19 protein-coding genes are annotated in these 17527 nt (G+C 52.3%); 8 read left to right on the top strand and 11 right to left on the bottom strand.

Translation table 11 applies throughout. From position 1 onward, the window contains the following. Window positions 1-27: 27 nt before the first annotated feature. The 4 genes from PAE68_RS21095 to PAE68_RS21110 are packed head-to-tail and all read left to right on the top strand — an operon-like array spanning window position 28 to window position 4101. The gene (locus PAE68_RS21095) at window positions 28-1554 is read left to right on the top strand and encodes a spore germination protein (RefSeq protein ID WP_281890238.1); all 1527 of its coding nucleotides are present in this window, start codon (window positions 28-30) and stop codon (window positions 1552-1554) included. Further along, window positions 1551-2642, top strand: a complete 1092-nt coding sequence (locus PAE68_RS21100) for a GerAB/ArcD/ProY family transporter (protein ID WP_281890240.1) — start codon at window positions 1551-1553, stop codon at window positions 2640-2642. The genes PAE68_RS21095 and PAE68_RS21100 overlap by 4 nt, the downstream gene beginning before the upstream one ends. Continuing rightward, the gene (locus PAE68_RS21105; RefSeq protein ID WP_281890242.1) at window positions 2639-3934 is read left to right on the top strand and encodes a Ger(x)C family spore germination protein; all 1296 of its coding nucleotides are present in this window, start codon (window positions 2639-2641) and stop codon (window positions 3932-3934) included. The genes PAE68_RS21100 and PAE68_RS21105 overlap by 4 nt, the downstream gene beginning before the upstream one ends. Further along, the gene (locus PAE68_RS21110; protein ID WP_281890244.1) at window positions 3931-4101 is read left to right on the top strand and encodes a hypothetical protein; all 171 of its coding nucleotides are present in this window, start codon (window positions 3931-3933) and stop codon (window positions 4099-4101) included. The genes PAE68_RS21105 and PAE68_RS21110 overlap by 4 nt, the downstream gene beginning before the upstream one ends. Before the next feature lie 93 nt (window positions 4102-4194). Here PAE68_RS21110 and PAE68_RS21115 read toward each other — a convergent pair whose 3' ends face one another. Beyond that, window positions 4195-5076, bottom strand: coding sequence for a cation diffusion facilitator family transporter (locus PAE68_RS21115; protein WP_281890246.1), 882 nt, complete (start codon window positions 5074-5076; stop codon window positions 4195-4197). Window positions 5077-5272: 196 nt separating this feature from the next. Beyond that, on the bottom strand, window positions 5273-5701 hold the full coding sequence (locus tag PAE68_RS21120) for a hypothetical protein (RefSeq protein WP_281890248.1): 429 nt from the start codon (window positions 5699-5701) through the stop codon (window positions 5273-5275). A 264-nt stretch (window positions 5702-5965) separates the two neighbouring features. Between PAE68_RS21120 and PAE68_RS21125 the strand changes: the two genes are divergently transcribed. The 3 genes from PAE68_RS21125 (at window position 5966) to PAE68_RS21135 (ending at window position 7977) form a co-directional block, all read left to right on the top strand. Continuing rightward, complete coding sequence (locus PAE68_RS21125; protein WP_281890249.1) at window positions 5966-6931, top strand: aldolase catalytic domain-containing protein; 966 nt, start codon at window positions 5966-5968, stop codon at window positions 6929-6931. A gap of 120 nt (window positions 6932-7051) precedes the next feature. Further along, entirely contained in the window at window positions 7052-7477 is a 426-nt protein-coding gene (locus PAE68_RS21130; protein ID WP_281890251.1) for an arsenate reductase ArsC, read from the top strand. A 26-nt stretch (window positions 7478-7503) separates the two neighbouring features. Then, the gene (locus PAE68_RS21135) at window positions 7504-7977 is read left to right on the top strand and encodes an ArsI/CadI family heavy metal resistance metalloenzyme (protein ID WP_281890253.1); all 474 of its coding nucleotides are present in this window, start codon (window positions 7504-7506) and stop codon (window positions 7975-7977) included. Window positions 7978-8055: 78 nt separating this feature from the next. Here the strand turns inward: PAE68_RS21135 and PAE68_RS21140 are convergent, their stop codons facing one another. Next, entirely contained in the window at window positions 8056-9459 is a 1404-nt protein-coding gene (locus tag PAE68_RS21140) for an NAD-dependent malic enzyme (RefSeq protein ID WP_281890255.1), read from the bottom strand. Between the two features lie 95 nt (window positions 9460-9554). Then, window positions 9555-10625, bottom strand: a complete 1071-nt coding sequence (locus tag PAE68_RS21145) for a redoxin domain-containing protein (protein ID WP_281890257.1) — start codon at window positions 10623-10625, stop codon at window positions 9555-9557. A 126-nt stretch (window positions 10626-10751) separates the two neighbouring features. On the opposite strand from PAE68_RS21145, the gene PAE68_RS21150 reads away from it, so the two are divergent. Beyond that, window positions 10752-11534 carry a C40 family peptidase gene (locus tag PAE68_RS21150; protein WP_397379534.1) on the top strand — a complete coding sequence of 261 codons (783 nt, stop codon included), beginning with the start codon at window positions 10752-10754 and terminating at the stop codon, window positions 11532-11534. 106 nt (window positions 11535-11640) lie between these two features. Here the strand turns inward: PAE68_RS21150 and PAE68_RS21155 are convergent, their stop codons facing one another. From PAE68_RS21155 to PAE68_RS21185, 7 genes are all read right to left on the bottom strand, one after another. Continuing rightward, the gene (locus PAE68_RS21155) at window positions 11641-12102 is read right to left on the bottom strand and encodes a DUF420 domain-containing protein (protein ID WP_281890261.1); all 462 of its coding nucleotides are present in this window, start codon (window positions 12100-12102) and stop codon (window positions 11641-11643) included. A 33-nt stretch (window positions 12103-12135) separates the two neighbouring features. After that, complete coding sequence (locus PAE68_RS21160; protein ID WP_281890263.1) at window positions 12136-13008, bottom strand: cytochrome c oxidase assembly protein; 873 nt, start codon at window positions 13006-13008, stop codon at window positions 12136-12138. Window positions 13009-13286: 278 nt separating this feature from the next. Continuing rightward, entirely contained in the window at window positions 13287-13604 is a 318-nt protein-coding gene (locus PAE68_RS21165) for a cytochrome C oxidase subunit IV family protein (RefSeq protein ID WP_281890265.1), read from the bottom strand. Window position 13605: 1 nt separating this feature from the next. Beyond that, on the bottom strand, window positions 13606-14229 hold the full coding sequence (locus PAE68_RS21170; RefSeq protein WP_281890267.1) for a cytochrome (ubi)quinol oxidase subunit III: 624 nt from the start codon (window positions 14227-14229) through the stop codon (window positions 13606-13608). Beyond that, on the bottom strand, window positions 14226-16040 hold the full coding sequence (ctaD, locus tag PAE68_RS21175; protein ID WP_281891173.1) for a cytochrome c oxidase subunit I: 1815 nt from the start codon (window positions 16038-16040) through the stop codon (window positions 14226-14228). Before ctaD ends, PAE68_RS21170 begins: the two co-directional genes overlap by 4 nt. Window positions 16041-16110: 70 nt before the next feature. Continuing rightward, the gene (gene coxB, locus PAE68_RS21180) at window positions 16111-17145 is read right to left on the bottom strand and encodes a cytochrome c oxidase subunit II (RefSeq protein WP_281890268.1); all 1035 of its coding nucleotides are present in this window, start codon (window positions 17143-17145) and stop codon (window positions 16111-16113) included. Window positions 17146-17295: 150 nt separating this feature from the next. After that, window positions 17296-17514 (bottom strand): hypothetical protein, encoded by a 219-nt coding sequence (locus tag PAE68_RS21185; RefSeq protein ID WP_281890270.1) that lies wholly within the window; start codon window positions 17512-17514, stop codon window positions 17296-17298. Window positions 17515-17527 lie beyond the last annotated feature (13 nt).

The raw sequence follows: 17527 nt of genomic DNA on the forward strand, positions 1-17527 counted from the left end.
TTTGTACAAAGGAGACGTGAGGAAACGATGACTTCCACATCCCGGCCATCATCGCATGGGCCAGCCTCTCAGCCTTTAGAAACGAGTCTGCGGGCGAATCTAGCCCGGCTGGAGCAAGCCTTCGGCTATCCGGATAACGTAGACCTGCATATTCGTTCCCTTCATATTCCCGCGCTGCGGCGTGAAGCGTTCTTATTGTATCTGGAAGGCGTGGTCGATGAATCGACGGTGGAGCATCACGTGCTCCAGCCTCTGCTGACGAGCATGCAGCCATTGCCTGAGCACGAGGACCGCCCAGCCTCCCTGCTGCTGCAGCGCGTGCTGCAAACGGCCAGCGCCCGAATTGTGACGAATACCGAGGACGTCGTACATGATCTGTTGAACGGCTTCGCGGTGCTCCTGATTGAATTCGAGTGCGAGGCCGTGTCCGTGAATGCTCCGGGCTTCCAGGCCCGCAGCGTCGACATCGTACAGACGGAGAACGTGCTGCTCGGCCCGAAGGAGGCTTTCGTCGAATCAGCAACCATCAATCGTTCCTTGGTGCGCAAAAATTTGAAGGAGGCCTCTCTCATTACCGAATCGATTACGATCGGGCATGAGGGTCGTCAGATCGTTCATCTGATGTATCTCAAAACGTCAGCCGACCCCGAGCTGATCCAGACGGTGAAGCAGCGTATACAGTCAATCGAAAGCACAACGGTCTCCCAGCTCTCGATGCTGGCTCAATATATGGAGGATCGGCCCTATTCCCTGCTGCCCACGTACCTCATTACGGAACGACCGGATCGAGCGTGCGCGTTCCTGAACGAAGGTCATGTCGTGCTGATCATGGAGAGCTCGCCGCATGCCCTGATCGCACCTGTCACCTTCTGGTCGCTCTTTCACACATCGGAGGATATGTATCAGCGGTTCTTCTACGGTAACTTTATACGAATGATTCGTCTGTTCTCCTTCTTCGTCGCGCTGCTGACACCGGCGCTGTACATCGCAATCACGAACTATCATGTCGAGATGGTCCCGACCGATCTTGTCCTCGCCATCGGCGCAACGCGTGAGAAGGTGCCGCTGCCGGCCATCTTCGAGGTGCTCATCATGGAGCTGACGTTCGAGCTGCTGCGCGAGGCAGGCATCCGGATCCCGAGCATGATCGGTCCGACGATCGGCATCGTCGGTGCGCTTATTCTAGGTCAGGCAGCTGTAGATGCGAATATCATCAGTCCGATTCTGGTCATCGTCGTTGCGATTACGGGACTTGCTTCCTTCACCATATCCGATATTAGCTTCAGCTTCGTCATACGAATTACTCGCTTCGCCATATTGGCCTCTGCGGCGATTCTCGGCTTCTTCGGCATGTCGCTGCTGCTGACGGTCCTTATTGCTTACATGGTATCGGTGAAATCATTCGGCGTCCCGTTCTTGTACCCGGTAGCCCCTTACAGCCGTTCTGCCAATGACACCATCCTGCGTCCGACCGTCTGGAAGCTATGGCTGCGCCCATTCCAGGTTCGCATGCAGATGGCAGCCAAGCGATCTGGAGGAGGGAATAGAACATGAAGTCTTCCGATGGGAAAAGCGGCGGCCGTGAGTTCATGTCGATCATTCTGTTATCGATGATGGTCAAGGTGTCCGATACGACGCCTGCGCTCTTGTATCAGGCCGGCTTGACCGCTGCGTGGCTCATCCCGCTCCTCTCGCTGCTGATCATCGCCGGCCCGCTTCTCTTGCTGCAGCATCTGCTTAAGCGGTACAACGTCGGGCTGATTGAGCTGCTATACAAGCTCACAGGCCGATATGTAGGCTTTATAATCGGCATGTCAGCCTTTACCATTATGTTCTGGGGCACTGTGGTCAACAGCCGCAGCTATGCGGATATCGTCAACTTTATGTTTTATCCGAAGACGCCCCTGATCATTCTCTATACGCTGCTCATCGCGGCAAGCTGCTATATCGCTTCCAAGGGACTAGAGACGCTCGGAAGGACGAGCTGGGTCATTATTCCTTACGTGATTGGTGTGTACCTGATCCTTGTTGCGCTCGTACGTAAGGACATTGAGCTGGCGAACCTGGCCCCTTATATGGGACCGGGCTTCGGCCAAGTCGCCGTATCCTCCTTCAAGTACAGCTCCATTTTTGCTGAGGTGTTCCTGCTGAGCATTTTTTACCCCTGCGTACGTAGTGACAAGGAATATCGGTATGCCAATTGGCTCGGACTCGGCACCGTCGTCCTCCTGATGATGCTGTTCTTAATTATTTTCGTCGCCGTATTTGACTTCCACTCTACACGCAAGGAGGCGTTCCCGTTCCAGCATTTGACCCGCTTTGCGGACATCGGTCCATATATTCAGCATATCGAAGCGCTGTTCCTTGGCTTCTGGGTCATGGCGGGTGTGGTACACTTCGGCATCTACATCTATATCGTAACAGCCATTCTGGGCCAGACGCTGAAGCTGGATAAGTGGGAGCCGCTCTTGCTCCCGATGTCGGGACTTATTCTGTTCACTGGCATGCTGCCGGAAAATATTACAGCCACTCTCCTTCTGTCCAGAGAGCGGCTGCTGTTCCTAGCATCGCTGTTCTTCATCGTGCTGCCTCTCTTGCTGTCGTTGTTGAACATGGTGAGAAGGAGGTCCATCTCTACATGAGAAGATGCCATGGCTTCTATGTACCGTTGCTCACTCTGCTACTCTCTATTCTAGTATCAGGCTGCTGGGACAAGCAGGAGATCGAGGAGCAGGCCTTCTCTGTCGTGGTCGGCGTCGATCCCAAGGAGGGCTCCGGCATTCAGATTACGTACCAGATCGCGAACCCTCAGATCGGCTCCTCCGACCGGGCTACCGCTCAAGAGGAACCGCCAAGCGACATCATTACGTTCTCAGCGCCTGATCTCATTACCGGACGGGATCTGGCTAATGCCATGGTGACCCGCAATATAAGCTTCGCCCATACGAAGACGCTGGTCGTCAGCGAGCAATTTGCCCGCTCGAAGCTCTTCAAGCATTTCATCGGGGCATCCATTCGGGATCGGCAGCTACGGCGCGAGGTAAATCTAATCGTATCGAAGGAGTCAGCCGCAGATTTTATTCGTAGCAACAAGCCCATACTCGAGACACGGCCGCACAAGTACTTCGAATTCATGCAGACGCGCTGGAAGGAGACCGGACTCGTGCCGTTCTCCACATTGAATCGGCTGTTCCAGCGAACGGAGGGTGACGACACCTTATTCCTTGCGATCTACGCCACAGGACAGAAGGGCAAAGACAAGGAGGAGGCCCCCAATGCACCTAGGCAAGATACGATTACGTATGGCAATGAGGATAGCTACATGCCGGGACAAATCGGCTACCGCAGTAAGCCAAGACTGCAGTTCATGGGCTCTGCGGTTCTGCGTGATGGCCGGATGATCGGCACCATGACGGGTGAGGAGACGCGGCTCGCGCTGCTGCTTCGGCCCTCGAGCATAAGAGCTTCGACGTGGATGTCCACCTACACCGATCCGCTGGATTCTAGATTCCGGGTTGGTGTACGACTTCTGCGTGAAAGAAAACCGACCGTCAGCATCGACATAAGCGGCAGCAGGCCTCGTGTGCAAGCGTTCGTGCCCATTACGGCACACCTCATCAACACGCCTAGCCTCATCGACTATATCGCCAATGTGTCCAACCAAGAGCTGCTGAAGCAGTCCATTGAAGAGCAGCTTTCAAGCAAGGCGAAGGCTCTGATCAAGCGAACTCAGACGGAATTCAAGGGCGAGCCGTTCACCTGGTACTTAAGCGCACGCCAAAAATTTGCAACGTACCAGCAATACCAAGCCTACGACTGGATCGAGCAATACCCAAGAGCAGACGTTGAGGTTACGTTCAGCGTGTCTATTCAGCAGTTCGGCAAACAGCTGCAGCCGTTCGAGGAGAAATGGCAGGAGGAGGTCGTTCAATGAGGATACTCTACTTAATCATCGGAGCCTATCTCGCCTACTATACGATCAGCTATGCGCGTGTCGTGTGGGTGGAAGGCAATCGGCTTGCTGGGGCGGTCATCTTCTTGCTCGCCCTCGCCCTGCTGCCGCTCGCTTATGTCGAATATACAGGGATGAACCGCGGCTAAGCATGGACATGTCAAAGGCTGAAGCGAAGTGCTGTTTCTATGCAGCGCTTCACTTCAGCCTTATTGGTGTTAGCGAATCGGATCGATATGAATTCAGGAGCGCTCCTGCTCCTCGAACGGTTCGATATGAACATGCACATTGCGAATGTGATGCTCCTGCAGCATACGCCGCTCAATCTCGTCGCTAATATCGTGACTCTGCCCCACAGACAGCTCGGCGCTGACCTCGACGACGACATCGAGCAGCACACTGCTGCCGTGAACACGGGCACGTATATCCTTGATGCCCTTCACCCCAGGGGTCGTCGTCAGCGTCTCCTCGTACACCTTCAATTGCTGATCGTCGAAGCCGTCTGTTAACGTATGAGCCGCATCGGAGAATATGTCCCACGCTGTCTTCAGTATGATCAGACCGACTGCAAGCGCTGCAACCGCATCAAGCACCGGAAGACCGAACCGAGCGCCGAATATACCGACCGCTGCCCCGATGCTGACAAGAGCATCGGCGCGGTTATCTTGAGCGGCCGCCATCAGCGATTGATTCTGAATGCGCTTCGCCAAGCGGCTATTGTACATGTATACGCCCCACATGATGACCGCCGCTCCGAGCGCTACCCATGCCGCGAGGAGACTTGGCGTCGTCCGCTCATCCGCGAAGAAGCTCTTCGCCGCTCCGAGTACGACCTGAAGTCCGGCAGCAGCCATAATGAATGAGGCGACTAGCGAGGCGATCGTCTCTGCTCTCTTATGCCCGTAGGGGTGGTCCCGATCCGGCGGCTTGCGCGAGATGCGTAACCCGATCAGCACCGCAAGCGATACAACGATATCAGTTGTATTGTTAATGCCGTCAGCCGTTAGTGCAGCCGAGGCTGTTAAGTAGCCGATGGCGATTTTGAGCGTAGACAACAGCACGTAGGCGACAATGCTTACCCACGCGCCCTTCTCGCCTTCCTTCAATTGATCATAGGGCTCCACCTAGATCCCCCCGTCCTCTTTATAACATGCACATGCTCCGTTACAGCTAACCCATCATATCAAAGCACGATCGTGTGGGTCTAGAGAAACAGAGTTTTCTAAGTTTATAAAAATAGGTGCAGGGCAACTTTGTTTTCCCTATGAAAAGCTTCATAGATCCTGCAGTGAGAGAAGCCGTGCTATGCATCTGTTCCTTCTACAAATGGATTCCCGCGTCAAAGCCATCATAGCTGTCACCCGAAGGGTCGAACTCGGAATGGTCGTCGTTGTAAGCGCCGCTGGAACGATTCATATAAGCAGAGGCTGACGTGACTGGCTCACTGTCTGCAAGGTCCTCGTTCACCAGATGAGCGGGAATTGGGATCATCCCATCCTCTGTGTGGTAGGCCAGCGCATAGACGTCCGACTCTCGCTCTCCCTGATGCGTCTCCAGCAAGCACCCACCGTGCGATTGGGACACCTCGAGGCAGCTGGTCAGGTCGTGCCTGTCTACGACAACCTGTAGCACAGGCTGCTTCGCCTCTGTATGCATGCTTACCGAATACCCGAGCTCCTCCAGCGTATCTAGCGCCATGTAGGCGTCCTTGTCCGTTGCGAATTGAAAAAATATAGGCTTGCTGGACATGTCCATCGTCCTTTCTCTAAATGGTATAAGTTCCTAGCGCTCGCTATAGGATGCCCCGTCCGAACGTGCTTATTCTCCATGTCATGCAATTGCGACGAGATGTCGAATTTGTTATCATTGACAAATGGCTGAGCATGTGTAATATTAGTAATTAATAGAGACGCTTTATCGCTTAAAAGCCAAAAAGCTTAAAAGCTAAAAAGCTTGAAAGCCAAAAAGGAAACGTCATACATGTTCATTCAATTTGGAGAGGGGTAATGAGTAATGGTAAGAGATGATCAGCACAAAATTTTGGATTGTACGATTCGCGACGGCGGTCTGGTGAACAACTGGGACTTCAGCGTGCAGTTTGTTCAAGACATGTACAACGGACTGAGCGAAGCGGGCGTTGAATATATGGAGATCGGCTACAAGAACTCCGCTAACCTGCTGAAGGGCGCCGAAGCCGGCCCTTGGCGCTTCCTGAACGAGGATTTCCTGAAGGAAGTCATTACGCGCAAGACGGATACGAAGCTATCCGCACTTGTTGACATCGGCCGCGTCGATGAGAAGGATATTCTTCCGCGTGACCAAAGCTTGCTCGATCTGATCCGTGTTGCTACTTACGTCAAGGATGTAGACAAGGCGCTCGATCTCGTGCAGAAGTTCCACGACTACGGCTACGAGACGACGATCAACATCATGGCGCTGTCGCACGTCATGGAGAATGATCTGAACGAGGCGTTCGAGGAGATCGCGAAGAGCCCAGTTGACGTCGTGTACGTCGTAGACTCCTACGGCAGCATGGACTACAAGGACATTGATTACCTCGTATCGAAGTTCCAGCGTATGCTGCCAACGAAGAAGCTCGGCCTTCATATGCACAACAACATGCAGCTGGCATTCTCGAATACGATCATGGGTGCAGCGAAGGGCGTCGAGTTCCTCGATACGTCCGTATACGGAATGGGACGCGCGGCAGGTAACTGCCCAACTGAGCTGCTTGTCTCCCATCTGAAGAACCCGAGATACGATGTGCGTCCAGTCATCAACATCATCGAGAAGCATATGATCGAGATGCGCGAGAAGTGGGAGTGGGGCTACATTATCCCTTACATGATCGCAGGCGTACTGAACGAGCATCCACGCTCGGCTATGGCGCTTCGCTCGTCTGAGGGCAAAGACAAGTTCATCGAGTTCTACGATAAGCTGACATCCCCAGAGGTTATGCCTGCGGGCTCGCCTGAATAATACGAAGCCCCCTGTTCAACTGCTATTGTCGCAGATGAACAGGGGTTTTACTTGCTTTATTATATAATTGAATTATTATATACTTATAAAGTAATTTACTTCTCCCGGGAGAGTGATACGATGAGCAAGAAGATTCGCATGTATTTCCTATGCATACACAATCGGTGCAGAAGTCAGATTGCTGAAGCTTATGCACAGCATTACGGCGGCGAACATATCATCGCTGAGAGCGCTGGTCTTGAACCAGGTGACATTCATCCGTTCACGATCGAGGTGATGAAGGAAGTGGGTATCGACATCTCACAGCGTGAGGCTAAAGGACTGAATATGAAGACCTTTACCCACTCCAACCTCATCGTTAAGCTGTGCGAGCAAGTGAAAGAAAAATGCCCGATTGTTCCATTCGGCATTCAGAGTGTACAGTGGGACATCCCGGATCCGGTTCCAAGTGATATTGAAGCTTTCCGCAACACGCGTGACGAGATTGAGAATAAGGTCGTGAAGCTTCTGCAAGAGCTCAACATTCCAGTCGAACAAGCTAGATAAAAAGATAAATGAAAGAAGGTCATACGATGATTAAACGAATGCATGTGGCGGTCAATTGCAGCGATCTCGATAAATCAGTTGCTTTCTATCAAGCGTTCTTCGGCGCGGAGCCGACCAAGGTGAAGGACAACTACGCGAAGTTCGAGCTGGATGAGCCCGCTCTTCACTTCTCGTTAAACGTTCGTCCGTTCGAGAAGAATGGCGTGCTCAATCACCTCGGCTTTCAGGTCAACAACACAGAGGACGTGCTCGCGATGGGCGAGCGGCTACGTCAGTCTGGGCTGCTCTTAATCGATGAGATGAACACAACGTGCTGCTATGCGGTACAGGATAAAGTATGGGTATACGATCCGGACGGGAATGCGTGGGAAATCTTCTATACACGCGCGGACAGCGAATTCGAATCCGCAGGTGAGGCTCGCGATATGTCCTTGTGCTGCGCGCCCCCGTCTGCTCCGGTTAAGATTGAATTCGGTTCGCTCATCAAAGGCAGCAAGTAGAGGAAATTAGATATAGACGAAAGAGAGCCGCTGCATAGGCAACGGCTCTCTTCGTTCATTGATTCTTGCATGCCCAGCTTAACGGAAATCTGGCGGGATGCGACGGGATACTCCTGTTAGAATCGCCGCCTCAATAATAGCGTGGCGTACCTTGGTGACGACCTTATCATTGAATATACTCGGAATGATATAGTGCTCATTGAGCTCCGATTCCGTTACGACAGACGCGATCGCTCTTGCTGCCGCGAGCTTCATCGGCTCATTAATGCGTCTGGCTCGGCAGTCGAGTGCGCCGCGGAAGATGCCTGGGAACACGAGCACGTTGTTAATCTGGTTCGGGTAATCACTGCGCCCGGTTGCGAACACACGGACGTGCGGCAGCGCCTCCTCAGGCGCGATCTCCGGCACAGGGTTCGCCATGGCGAAGACGATGCTGTTCGGCTTCATCTTCTGAACATCCTCACCCTTCAACAATCCACCGCGCGACACACCGATGAATACATCGGCATCAGCAATGACATCCTTCAGCGTACCTTCCTGCGCTTCGACCTGCGGCTGCTCCGCGAGCCATTGCCACATCGAATGCTCATACGTGCCTCCGCGCACGATTGCGCCGTCGCGATCGACCGGCACCAGGCGAGTGACGCCGGCGGCCAGAAGCATTTTACATATCGACACACCCGCAGCTCCGACGCCGTTCACGACGATACGCACATTGTCAATTCGCTTGCCGACCACCTTGAGTGCATTGAGCAGGCCTGCAATGACGACGACCGCCGTACCATGCTGATCATCGTGGAACACCGGTACATCGAGCTCATCGGCCAGTCTCGTCTCGATCTCGAAGCAGCGCGGCGAGCTGATGTCCTCGAGGTTAATACCGCCGAAGATCGGGCTGATCGCCTTGATCGTACGAATAATTTCTTCCGTATCCTTCGTATCGAGACAGATCGGGAACGCATCGACGCCTGCAAGCTGCTTGAATAGCATCGCCTTTCCTTCCATGACCGGCGCTGCTGCATGCGGGCCGATGTCGCCAAGACCGAGCACAGCTGTACCGTCCGTCACGACCGCCACCGTATTGCGCTTAATCGTGAGCGAGTACGCCTTGCGCGGATTCTCGTGAATGGCGGTGCATACTCTTGCGACTCCCGGCGTATAGACACGCGACAGATCGTCACGGTTCTTAATCGGCAAATTCGGCTGCATATTGATCTTACCGCCCAGATGGACAAGGAACGTACGATCAGATACGTTAACAACCGTAATGCCCTCATGCGATTTCAGAGCTTCAACGACGACCGACTCTGCCGCTTCCGCTACATCTACCGTAATATCACGCACTGATGAATCCTTCCCTGGCCGAATGACGTCAATAGACGTAATATCGCCACCAACCTTGCTAATCGCCGCGGCTACATCGCCGAAGCTAACCTTGTCGTGATCCAGCTCGAGACGCAAAATAATGCTCGTTTGTGCCATATCGAATCCCTTCCTCTCGAACGAAATTGAATAGCCTCATCTTATCATGTAAACGCTTTTTTCTACAATCTAATATTTCCACTTACTGGTATTGTTCATTTATTTTTAATATTGTTCATTTTGGCCTTGGTGTAAGCCTCCTTCAGCATCAGCTCATTCATCGGCCCCTGATGCTTCTCGCGAATTCGGCCTTCCTCGTCCAGCACGAACGTTGCCGGGTACGCTTGCACCCGATACTGCTTCCCCACCTCGCCTGTTGAATCTAAGGGAATCGGGAACGTGACGCCCCACTCCTCAATCCATGCTTGAACAACGGGCAGACTCGCCTCGGTATGCGTCGCGTTCACGCCAACAATGACTACATCCTTCTCTACATTATTCGTAAAAAACTGCTCCATATACGGCATTTCCGTCCGACATGGCGGACACCAGGTTGCCCAGAAGTTGACGAACACGACTTTCCCCCTATAATCAGACAGCTTCACCTTCTCGCCCGTAAGCAATGTAAGCTCGAAGTCTGGCGCAAGCTGACCCACCGCAAGTCCTGTATCTGCTTCTGCTGTTCCGTTCTGCCCTCCTGCACCTTCCCCATACCGGGCCAGGACACCATTCATGAGCGTAATCACAACTGCTCCGCCGATGAGGACGACTAACAGCCGCTGCATGACGACTTGTACGGTGTCAGGGCGCTTCGAGCGCAGCCAGAGCAGCACTGCCGCCACGCCAAAACAAGCCAGCATGAGTGATTCGAGCCTGCCGCCATCCGCAACAAAAAAAGTTATCATTACATATACCGCGTACCCCCCTAAACCGGAGACAAGCATCGAATCTGTATAATAGGGTCTGCTTATGCGTCTTCGTTCAAGCGTGATCACGATGTACACGACAGCAGTCACTATGGCAAGCCATAGTCCTCGTTCACCGCCGTTGAAGTACAGCACATCGGCTGGACGCTCGACGACGCTTGACCAAGCGAACAGAATGACGCTGAGCTTCCATACGAGAAGCCAAATGAGTATCGCGTTCATCGTAACGGAGCTCAGCTCGCTTCTCTCCGGACGACCACGCATTCTAAAGTGTAGTGTACATAAGGCCACAGCTACCGCAATCAGGCTCATGAGCCATTGTTGCGGCACGACGAAAGGTCCGAAGGACCACGTATCCATAAGTGAATCACCGCCTGATTACAATTGTTGCTATCATTGTTGCCTGTCGACTGCCACCTTGTCAAATGTTGAAGCCGCCCGTCATAACTAACATCCAGAATCAACAGGAGGGTATCTCACATCATGATGAAAAAACAACTGCTCACCGTCGCCGTCAGCTCCGCTCTTGCCTTCACCGCACTTCTCGTTGCCGCCCCACAAGCGGATGCTGCAACAGGTACCATTGTCAGCTCCGTCAACTTCCGCTCTGCTCCGAATACGAGTGCTTCGAGCTACGGCTACATTCGAACGGGCGAGCAGGTAGACGTCATCGCCAAGGTCAATGACTGGTGGTACAAGGTTCGTGACGACGAGGGACGTGTCGGCTACATCTCGACGAGCAGCAAGTATATGAAGGTATCCGGCTCTACATCATCCAGCACTTCCAAGAGTGTGACGACATCATCAGCTACCACTGCGACAGACTCGACAGCGTTGCGGAACAAAATCATTGAAGCCGGCAAAGCGTACCTCGGTACCCCTTATGAATACAGCTCGAGCCGCGACAATACACGCACGTTCGACTGCTCGGATTTCGTAAGACAAGCGTTCAAGGACGGTGCAGGCATTACACTACCTAGTGATTCGCGAAGCCAGGGCGATTACGTCAGGTCGATCGGCAAGACGTCAACGAGCTGGAGTCAGCTGAAGCCCGGCGATCTGATGTTCTTCATGGAGTATCGAGGCACGAGCGCTTCGCTCTATCCATCGGACAAGTCAGGTCAACGCATTACCCATGTCGGCATCTATCTCGGTAACGGACAAATTTTACATACATACTCGAAGGATTCCGGCGGTGTACGCATCGATTCAATCGCTGGCAAGTCTTGGGAAGCCCGATTCATCTTCGGCGGAAGCGCCCTGAAATAGACATCATCAACAGCTCCGACTGCATCATGCAGCGGAGCTTTTTTTATATCCCCATGTAGCGAAAAAAGACTCCTTCAGCCTCTACAGCTGATGAAGTCTTCAGATCTTACGTACCGAGTATCGCATCGATCATCGGCTTCGTCTCGCCGCCCGGGAACAGGACATAGAGCAGCACATACACAGCAACGCCTGTCGGTGCAGTAAGCAGCCAGATAACAGCCGTCCAACGTCCGAGCTTCTTATGCTTCGCAAACCGCTTGTTAAAAGCATGGAGCAGCGTAACAATACCGAATACTCCCGCTGTCGTCGCGAGTGTAATATGGAAGAACAAGAACAAGTGATACGCCAGCTTCAAGTCATCAGGTCCACCGAAGCTCGTATTGCCGACGAAGATCGTACGGCTCGCATAGACGAGGAAGAACGCAAGCGCGAAGCCTGCTCCCCACAGCATCATACGCTGATGCTTCTCTCGATTACCCTTCATAATTTGCCTCCAGCCCAGTGCGACGAATATCGCACTAATGACGATGAAGGTCGTACTGATCGTTGGCAGCACAGCCAAATTCATCTTAATCCCCACCGTTCTATCTTGATTGGCAACTTATACACGATTCATATGGCCATGCTCGGAGTAGAAGTCAGCTGTTAGCTCCTCTTCTTCCTCCTTGCGTTCTCTGCGATACCATCTGAAGAAGATATACGCGAGCGCATAGCCGTATACAATCTCTTGAACGATCTTCATAATGACCCCGCCCAGCTGCTGGTCGTCCAGCATAGGTAGCAGGTGGAGCTGCGCAGGAACGGCCGCGTACATCGCATACATCGGCTCCTTGGCAAAAATGATCAGGGCACACGCTGGTGTCAACAGCACGCCGTTCACGAATATATACGCCATCTTCTTCAGATCAGAGATGCTGTTATACTCCGGAAGCGGTGCAAAGACTGGGAACCAGAGCTGGAATGCTGCCAGCAGGAAGATAATCTTATACAGCTCATGCAGCATCGGGCTGGCCATCAACGAATCCATTATAAACGGTATATGATACACCGAGAATATGAAGTTGAACATTGCCATCGCAAGCAATGGGTTCGTGATGAATTTCATAATCCGCTTCGCGAATTGTCCCTGCAGTGCAGGACGCAGCAGCCACCCTGGAACACCCATAAGCAGGAGTGGTGGCATCACGAGATACAGGATTGACTGCTGTAGCATGTGCATGCTGAAGTAGTAGTGATGACCGTAGTAGGACAGCGGGCTACCCTCAGCTATATACCAGCACGCAAGTCCAAGCCAGAAGTAGATCTGTAGCTTAACCGGCACCGGTTCGCTGTCTGTGAAGCGTGGACGCCAACGGTTCACAGCGTAATGATATATGATTCCGACAAGAAGCAGCAAGAGGAACAAGCCCGGATTCCACAGCTCAGCGAACGAGCTGGCGGCGCCATGACCTGTATGGACAACAGTTGCACTCATTTCGGATCCCCCCTGAAATAACAGGTTCCGAGTTCCCTCGGGTTCTGGTATGGCAAGCCTCGAATTTGGCGTAGCCAAATTGAGGGCCTTCTTCGACTCAACAGCATCTGATGCAGCGTTAGCGGCATGATGTCACCCTGAAATAACAGGTTCCGAGTTCCCTCGGGTTCTGGTATGGCATAATAATGTCTAACTCGTGAATTTTTTCCCAAACTATTCGAAAAAAAGAGGGGCTCTCACAACCAAGTGACAAGCCGCCTCTTCCTTCTAATTGAACCTTACCACCAAACCCAATATACAGCCGCTGCTAATGCCGTTAACGCAACGAACGTTCCGAACAGTAGACCGACAATCGGGAAGAAATGTCCGCGATCCTTCATGTGCATCCAATACGCCAGCTGGAATATAACCTGCACCACACCGATTCCGACGAGGAAATAGATGATGAAGGTACGATCCAAGCCGCCATACAGGACAGCAGCAAAAGCAAGAATCGTTAATACGATAGAAATGATATACGTCACATAGTGGTTCCTAGGGCCTTCGAGCCGATGGCGCTCGTGGCCATTGGACGACGATTGATGTTGATTAGCCATCTTATGGTCCCACCTTTCCAAGCAGGTACACGACCGTGAAGATAAACACCCATACGACGTCGATAAAGTGCCAGTACAAGCCGGCCACGTAATATTTAGGCGCCGTAACGGTCGTCAGACCTTTTTTGAAGCCGGAAATAATGAGCAATGAAATCCAGAGCACACCGAACGCAACGTGCGCGCCGTGGAAGCCGACTAGTGTATAGAACGATGTTGCGAAGGCGCTCTTCGAGAAGATATGGCCTTCGTGCACATAGTGATTAAACTCATAAATCTCAAGACCCAAGAACGAAAGGCCAAGAAGAACGGTAACTGCCATCCACATCTGCAGCTTCTGGAACTGACCCCGGTGCAATGCCATCGTCGCGAACACGCTCGTCAAGGAGCTCGTTAGCAGGATCAGCGTCGAAATCGCGACAAGGTCCATCGTGAACAGATGTTGACCTGTCGGACCATCCGGCACCTGGTTGCGCAATGCGATGAACGTTGCAAACAGCGTTCCGAACAATACGCACTCGCCGCCAAGGAACAGCCAGAAGCCAAGTACTTTATTTTTCCCTTCTAAGGTCGCGGTTTCCGCGTGAGGTGGCAGGGTACCGCCTACTTCATGATGTGCTGCACTCATGCCTTTGCCCCCTTATCATTCAACTCTTCCGGCTCAATATGGAAGCCGTGATCGTCATAGACCGAACGGAAGAACATACAAATGAACGTAAATGCGATACCGATGATGCTGACCTCGTACTTATGGTACATGAAGCCGTATGCCGATACGAACAAGCCGAACGACATCAGGAACGGTAAGATCGAAGGTGAAGGCATATGGATCGAGCCAAGCGGTTCTGCCGGCGTCATCTCCTTGTTGCCTGCCATCTTCTCTTTCCACAGTGCATCGTAGCCGCGTACAAGCGGAGTCTGCTTGAAGTTGTACTCTGGCGGCGGTGATGGAATCGCCCACTCCAGCGTACGGCCATCCCACGGATCAGCTGCATGCGGATCGATTGGCTTACGAGCTGTTGCTACGATATTGATAAAGAACGCGATTGTACCGATACCCATCAAGAACGCACCGATCGTACTGATGAAGTTACCTTCTTCAAGTCCGATTCCCGGCTGGAACGTAAATACGCGGCGCGGCATTCCCATCAGACCCAAGAAGTGCTGCGGGAAGAACGTCAGGTGGAAGCCGATGAAGAACGTCCAGAAGTGAATCTTACCGAGCGTTTCGTTCAGCAGCTTGCCGAACATCTTCGGCCACCAGTAGTACGAAGCGGCGAACAAGCCAAGCACAAGACCGCCGACGATGACGTAGTGGAAGTGTGCAACTACGAAGTACGTGTCGTGGTACTGGAAGTCAGCTGCAGGAACTGCAAGCATAACGCCTGTAACGCCGCCCATCGTAAATGTAGGAATGAAGGCCGTTGCGAACATATTAGCAACTGTAAAGCGAATTTGTCCGCCCCACAGCGTGAATAGCCAGTTAAAGATCTTAACCCCTGTTGGTACAGCGATCGCCATCGTCGCAACCCCGAATATCGCATCCCCGACAGGTCCGATACCGGTTGTGAACATATGGTGCGCCCATACCATGAAGCCGAGAAAACCGATCAGCGCTGTTGCAAATACCATCGAGCTGTAGCCGAACAAGCGCTTGCGGGAGAACGTTGCAACGATCTCGGAGATCATACCGAATGCCGGCAGGATCAGGATGTAAACCTCAGGGTGACCAAAAATCCAGAAGATATGCTCCCATATAACCGGGTTACCACCCTTGCTGACATCGAAGAACGCGCCAGCGAAAATACGGTCGAACATCAGCTGAACCAAGCCTACCGTAATAGCAGGGAATGCGAACAAAATAAGCAAGGAAGTAATGAACGCCGCCCATGTAAACATCGGCATTCTCATGTACGTCATGCCTGGTGCACGCATGTTGATGATCGTAACCAGGAAGTTAATACCACCGATCAGCGTACCAAGACCTGCAATCTGCAAGCCGAGCACGTAGAAGTCTACGCCCTTGAACGCGCCTGTCTCATCAATAATGGTAGAGAGCGGAGCGTATGCGGTCCAGCCTGCTGCCGGAGCGCCGCCAAGGAACCAAGAGGTGTTAAGCAGGACGCCTCCGAAGAAAAACAACCAGAAGCCCAAGGCGTTAACGAACGGGAACGCAACGTCGCGCGCCCCGATCTGCAGCGGTACAATCGCATTCATGAAGGCGAAAATAACAGGCATCGCCGCAAGGAAGATCATCGTCGTACCGTGCATCGTCGTCAGCTGGTTGAACGTATCGCCGATGAAAATCTTCAAGTCAGGGTACATCAGCTGAATACGAATCAGGATCGCTTCAAGACCGCCCAGCAAGAAAAATATGCCGCCTGCAAGCAAGTACAGAATACCAATTTTTTTATGGTCCACCGTCGTCAGCCAATCCATGAGTCCGGTGTGCCTTTTAACCGTATGTGAGTGAGCCACGTATTTTTTACCTCCTTTTCCTTGATGCTTCTTACTGAGGCAGCTTCAGCGAGTTCAAATATTTCACAAGCTCGTTGATCTCTTGATCCTTCAGTGCCTTATCCGTATTCGGTGCGCCCTCGTAGAATCCAGGCATCTTCGCGCCAGGCTTCACCGATTGCGGGTCCTTAATCCATTGCTTCAACATCTCATCGTTATGAGGCAAAATACCAGCTATCTTCTCGCGGGAAGCAAAGCCGTTCAGGTTCGGACCAGCGCCCAAGCCTTGTGCGTTCACCGCATGACAGGAGAGACAGTTGTCCTTGAAAATCTGCTCGCCAGCCTTCACATCCGCAGGGATGGAAGCAGGCTTCTTCATGTTCGCAACCCACTGGTCAAATGCCGCAGGCTCCTTCGAAACAACCTTGAAGTCCATCAAGGCGTGTGAGGCTCCGCAAAGCTCCGCACACTTACCGAGGAACACGTCAGCGTCGTCAGCTTCCAGGTAGTACACATTCGTAAGTCCTGGGTTCGTGTCCATCTTACCGCCTAGCGAAGGTACCCAGAAGGAGTGCTTCACGTCAGAGGCTGTAAGCTCGAACGCAATCTTCTTACCCGTCGGAATGACGAGGTCTTGCGCCGTATTAATTCCAAGCGTCGGATACTCAAACTGCCACCAGAACGCGTGCGCTGTGACCTTCACGTGAAGCGCGTCCTCGTTATCTCTGTGATCCTCCAGCAGCTTGAACGTATATTGCACCGTCGGTACGGCCAAGATCAAGAGCAGAATTACAGGAACGACCGTCCAAATAATCTCAAGCGTATGACTTCCTTCCACTTGCTTCGGAATGATGTCCTTCTCGCCCTTCTTCTTGCGGAAACGAATCAATACATAGATGTACAGAGCGAATACGACTACTACGACCAAGAGCATGATGATGAAGCTGAGCTCCATCAAAAACAGCTGATCCCTGGCCACTGGCCCCCTAGGCTTTAAGGCGGATATCGTATCGTCCCCACACCCCGATAGAAGCAATATCAACCCGAGAAGAGGGATGAAACGCCACAGATTTTGCCATCGAATCATCTTATCAATCCCACCTTATAAAGCTAATATTTTTGAACAAAAAAGGTCATAACTTGTCAATGAACCTGATCACCCTATTAACTATAAATTCGAGCCTGTTTTTTGTCAATGAATCTGGCGAAGTTCACAAAACGGTCAAATGTGTTGATTTTAGAGCATTTTCAAGCTTTTTTCAAGACTGTGGAAGCGCTTCTTCGACTCCATGCTGATGCCTTCTAACCGAATACTCAATTGTGGGCTGATTGTGTCGGCAGATACGATCTTCATATGTTCAAATTCGGGTCTATCCTTGTTTTTATTGCCATATTGAGGGTTCTTTATGCATCTTCTTCCCGCTGCCTCTGCTCTGTGAATCAAAAGCTGCTGCATGACTCATCCTAAA

The sequence above is a fragment of the Paenibacillus sp. YYML68 genome, from assembly GCF_027923405.1.
GTDB lineage: Bacteria > Bacillota > Bacilli > Paenibacillales > NBRC-103111 > Paenibacillus_G.

Bases quoted from the DNA above. Each gene is read 5' to 3' on its own strand.
- PAE68_RS21130 (WP_281890251.1), top strand. From the start codon at position 7,052: ATGAGCAAGAAGATTCGCATGTATTTCCTATGCATACACAATCGGTGC.
- PAE68_RS21120 (WP_281890248.1), bottom strand. From the start codon at position 5,701: ATGTCCAGCAAGCCTATATTTTTTCAATTCGCAACGGACAAGGACGCC.
- PAE68_RS21185 (WP_281890270.1), bottom strand. From the start codon at position 17,514: ATGCAGCAGCTTTTGATTCACAGAGCAGAGGCAGCGGGAAGAAGATGC.
- PAE68_RS21155 (WP_281890261.1), bottom strand. From the start codon at position 12,102: ATGAATTTGGCTGTGCTGCCAACGATCAGTACGACCTTCATCGTCATT.
- PAE68_RS21150 (WP_397379534.1), top strand. From the start codon at position 10,752: ATGAAAAAACAACTGCTCACCGTCGCCGTCAGCTCCGCTCTTGCCTTC.
- PAE68_RS21125 (WP_281890249.1), top strand. From the start codon at position 5,966: ATGGTAAGAGATGATCAGCACAAAATTTTGGATTGTACGATTCGCGAC.
- PAE68_RS21135 (WP_281890253.1), top strand. From the start codon at position 7,504: ATGATTAAACGAATGCATGTGGCGGTCAATTGCAGCGATCTCGATAAA.
- PAE68_RS21170 (WP_281890267.1), bottom strand. From the start codon at position 14,229: ATGAGTGCAGCACATCATGAAGTAGGCGGTACCCTGCCACCTCACGCG.
- PAE68_RS21095 (WP_281890238.1), top strand. From the start codon at position 28: ATGACTTCCACATCCCGGCCATCATCGCATGGGCCAGCCTCTCAGCCT.
- coxB (WP_281890268.1), bottom strand. From the start codon at position 17,145: ATGATTCGATGGCAAAATCTGTGGCGTTTCATCCCTCTTCTCGGGTTG.
- ctaD (WP_281891173.1), bottom strand. From the start codon at position 16,040: ATGGATTGGCTGACGACGGTGGACCATAAAAAAATTGGTATTCTGTAC.
- PAE68_RS21160 (WP_281890263.1), bottom strand. From the start codon at position 13,008: ATGAGTGCAACTGTTGTCCATACAGGTCATGGCGCCGCCAGCTCGTTC.
- PAE68_RS21165 (WP_281890265.1), bottom strand. From the start codon at position 13,604: ATGGCTAATCAACATCAATCGTCGTCCAATGGCCACGAGCGCCATCGG.
- PAE68_RS21140 (WP_281890255.1), bottom strand. From the start codon at position 9,459: ATGGCACAAACGAGCATTATTTTGCGTCTCGAGCTGGATCACGACAAG.
- PAE68_RS21145 (WP_281890257.1), bottom strand. From the start codon at position 10,625: ATGGATACGTGGTCCTTCGGACCTTTCGTCGTGCCGCAACAATGGCTC.
- PAE68_RS21105 (WP_281890242.1), top strand. From the start codon at position 2,639: ATGAGAAGATGCCATGGCTTCTATGTACCGTTGCTCACTCTGCTACTC.
- PAE68_RS21110 (WP_281890244.1), top strand. From the start codon at position 3,931: ATGAGGATACTCTACTTAATCATCGGAGCCTATCTCGCCTACTATACG.
- PAE68_RS21100 (WP_281890240.1), top strand. From the start codon at position 1,551: ATGAAGTCTTCCGATGGGAAAAGCGGCGGCCGTGAGTTCATGTCGATC.